The organism is Weissella kandleri (genome assembly GCF_001438705.1).
Lineage (GTDB): Bacteria > Bacillota > Bacilli > Lactobacillales > Lactobacillaceae > Weissella > Weissella kandleri.
This window is the reverse complement of sequence record NZ_JQBP01000021.1, coordinates 1-209: the sequence shown is the minus strand read 5'-3', so window position 1 is coordinate 209 and position 209 is coordinate 1. Positions and strand designations below refer to the sequence as shown.

1 protein-coding gene is annotated in these 209 nt (G+C 44.5%); it reads left to right on the top strand.

The annotated features are described in order from the left end of the window. The coding region (locus IV73_RS06470; protein ID WP_157049564.1) for a GA module-containing protein at nt 1–209 on the top strand (209 nt) is incomplete at both ends.

The following is a 209-nucleotide window of genomic DNA, read 5'->3' as shown; positions in this document are numbered from 1 at the left end:
GCAGGGCTATATCGATCAAGTTAATAATGCGAAAACGGTTGATGAAATCACCAAGATTGTAGATGCGGCTAAGGCAGCCGACCAAAAGGCTTTAGATGATGCGAAAGCATCAGCGAAGACTGAGATAGATAAAATGGCTAACCTGGATGATACAGTCAAGCAAGGGTACGTGGATCGAGTAGAAAATGCCACAACAGTGGCAGAAGTAG